The 3,232-nt window shown below is 56.8% G+C and carries 2 protein-coding genes, 1 tRNA gene and 1 pseudogene; 3 read left to right on the top strand and 1 reads right to left on the bottom strand.

Annotated features, from left to right (window positions below):
* A pseudogene (locus QVP03_RS04525) lies at window positions 1–666 on the bottom strand (hypothetical protein); the annotation flags it as partial.
* 281 nt (window positions 667–947) lie between these two features.
* Between QVP03_RS04525 and QVP03_RS04530 the strand changes: the two are divergent.
* The 3 genes from QVP03_RS04530 to QVP03_RS04540 form a co-directional block, all read left to right on the top strand.
* Window positions 948–1,037: transfer RNA gene (locus QVP03_RS04530), tRNA-Ser, on the top strand.
* 352 nt (window positions 1,038–1,389) lie between these two features.
* Window positions 1,390–1,944, top strand: a complete 555-nt coding sequence (locus QVP03_RS04535; protein ID WP_018696409.1) for a DUF3575 domain-containing protein — start codon at window positions 1,390–1,392, stop codon at window positions 1,942–1,944.
* An 11-nt stretch (window positions 1,945–1,955) separates the two neighbouring features.
* A partial coding sequence (locus QVP03_RS04540) for an OmpA family protein (protein WP_288210642.1) occupies window positions 1,956–3,232 on the top strand: 1,277 nt, incomplete at its 3' end.

Consider the following 3,232-nt stretch of genomic DNA (forward strand, 5'->3'; position numbering starts at 1 on the left):
GCCCGGCCCCCAGCCCGGCCCCCACCACGGGTCGTACCAGGGATTGTACCAGGGATTGTACCAGCCGTTGAAGCCGAAGCTCCAGCCCCAGCTACCGAACGAGAACGACGGGCCCCACGCACCCCAGTAGGGACGTGTCCAGCCGTAATACCACGGGTCAACGTAAACCGATCCGCCCCATGTCCCGAACATCGAAGTGATGTACTTGGGTTCCACCCAGACCTGGTCACCGGAAATGATGATGTTGTAGAATGCCGGGTCGTAGGCCGTAGCATAGGTGAAACTGCCGCCATAGCGGAAGTTATAGTAACTCGACGGCATCCTGTATGTCGGCGATTCGAAGCCCCGCAGGCGCCGTGCATAGGCGCTTTCGTACGTATCGGCTACGATATCCTCGTAGGGGTTCGAATTGTATTCGTAATATTGGTTCTCCGCAGCGGCGGCCTGCGCCTCCGCGATACGCGCCTCCCATTCGGCCCGGCGGGCCTCGGCAGCGGCCTTTTCGGCTTCGGCCTTCGCCTGTTGTTTCCGGGCGATGGCAGTCTTATCGTGCAGCGAATACAAATCGTCGTTGGCGTATCCCGACGATGCGTAGTAGGCCGACGAACAGCCGGCCAGCCCCGCAGCCAGGACAAGGGTTCCGATTAAAATTTTCAACTTTTTCATAGCGCACAGTGTGTTTGCGTTAGTTCCTCTTACATTAGTAAACGAAAACCGTACCGAATTTAGTATCGTTTCTCATCTATATAAACGGACAGGCGGGGCCGATACTGCATTCCTCCTCCAGATACAAAGATAGGAATTATTTGGGAAAAGCACGAAAAGAGCCGGATATAGCCGCTTTTTCCCTACCGGAAGAAAAAATTTTCGCACGAAAATGCCGAGAAACAAAAAATATGTCTATATTTGCAGTCCCAAACGGAAGGTTTTTCCGTGCGGAATGTACTGGAGAGATGCCGGAGTGGTCGATCGGGCCGCACTCGAAATGCGGTGTACGGGCAACTGTACCGGGGGTTCGAATCCCTCTCTCTCCGCCAGCGAAACCCTGCAAAGATTTAATTTGCAGGGTTTCGTGCGTTTAGTCCAGAGGCATTGAAAAGCGATGCAATGCAGGTCAGCCGCGGCCTGCCCGCCGTACCTGATTCGGTAATGCCATGGATTGGGTGATGAAAGCCCAACTGTCTCTCATCCTCTACCCGTCTCTGCTATATTTTTTATCATATTATGATACAAACCGTTGAACCTAAGCGTTAAGAGTTCATCCATTTCTGGCAAATCATTTGCACGCACGAGCCATAGCCGCGCCTTTTGAGTACCATCCTCTTCAAGGCGGACACCGGACGTATCGATTTCATCCGGACACTTTCGGGACAATAAAAAAATATGGTAATGAATAAAATTTATTTCATGCTGGCAATCCTGCTGGCATCGGTAAATTCATCCCTGGCCCAGAAATGGGCCGTCAAGAGCAACTTGCTCTACGATGCCACCGCGACGATCAACCTGGGTGTCGAAGCGGCGCTCGGCCCCCGCGTAACGCTCGACATATCGGGCAACTACAATCCGTGGGAGTTCGGCGACGCCCGGTGGAAACATTGGCTGATACAACCCGAAGTACGCTACTGGCTTTGCGAGAGCTTCAACGGCCACTTTTTCGGCCTGCACGCCCATTACGCCGAATACAATGCGGGAGGGATCAATTTCAACGCCGACTTCCACCGCAACCGCTATCAGGGACACCTCTACGGTGCGGGTTTATCCTACGGTTATCAGTGGCTGATCGGCAAGCGGTGGAACCTCGAAGCCACCGTCGGCCTGGGGTACGCCCGTTTGTGGGATCGGAAATATCCGATCGCCGAATGCGGCGAAGTGATCCGCACCCGGTCACGCAACTATTTCGGGCCGACAAAAATCGGCCTCGCACTCATCTTTATCATTAAATAACACAGCAGGATATGAAACGCCATACAAAGCAACGCATAACCGGCTTACTGGCCGTATGCCTGACCTTTACCGCGGCAGTCTACGGTCGCGAAGGGAATCCGGCCGCTTACAGGAGCGGCGACCGGCTTTGCGTAAGACTCCCGATCACCGCCGGCATCGACCTCCCGGCCAACGGACAACTGACCGTCACGCCGGTCGTCAGCGACGGCGAAAACCAAATACAACTGGCTCCCGTCGTTTTCACGGGACGCATCCGGGAGAAAGTCAACGAACGCCGGGAACGGCTTTACGGCATACCGGCTGTTACCGAAGGTGCTTTCAGCAATATGGTCATCCGCCGCAGCCGGAAAAATTCGTCGGCAAATGCGGTTCTTTTCGAAGGTGATATTCCTTACGAGCCGTGGATGGCGGGCGCACGGATCGTCCTTTACCGCGACCTGGAGGGATGTGCCCAACACCGGACGGCCCTTCCGCCGCTGGTCGCCGCCGAGATCGCCCCTGCCGTACAACCGCGGCTGTCGTTCCTCGTTCCCGCAGACGAACCCAAACGCCGCAGCGAACAGATCACGGCTGTCATACACTTCCCGCAGGGCCGTTCGGTACTGCTGCGCGGATTCGCCGACAATAGCAGCCAACTGGCGCGCATCGACAGCCTGACTGCACGGTTGCTGGGAAACGACGGCCTTTCGATAGAGAACGTCTACCTGAAAGGATATGCCTCGCCCGAGGACACCTATCCCTATAACACCCGTCTTTCCGCAAACCGCGTACGGTCGATCCGCAACTACCTGCAAGAGAACTTCGGACTGGACAGCGCGGTCTTCATCACCGCGACCGAGCCGGAGGACTGGGACAGCCTGCGGCGTTGGGTCGTCCTGTCCGACCTGCCCGCAAGGAACGAGGTGCTGGCCGTGATCGACACCGTGTCCGATCCCGATGCCCGCGATGCCGGCATCCGGCAAATCGACAACGGCGCAACCTACCTCAGGCTGCTGCATGAAGTTTATCCGCAGCTGCGGCGCGTGGATTACCGCATCAGTTATACACTGCCCCCGTTCACCGTGGGCCAGAGCCGCGAACTGATCGACTCCCGTCCCGAATGGCTGAGCCTGGGCGAAATGTGCCGGCTGGCGGAATTCTATCCCGTCGACTCACCCGAAAGAGCCTATGTCTGTGCAACCGCGCTGGAGTTTTACCCCGACGATCCGTACGCCTGCAACAACATGGCGGCACTGGCCCTGCGCTGCGGCGACATACAAACGGCCCGTCAATGCCTGAACCGCTGCGC

It is taken from the genome of Alistipes sp. CAG:29 (assembly GCF_000435435.1).
Taxonomy (GTDB): Bacteria; Bacteroidota; Bacteroidia; order Bacteroidales; family Rikenellaceae; genus Alistipes; species Alistipes onderdonkii.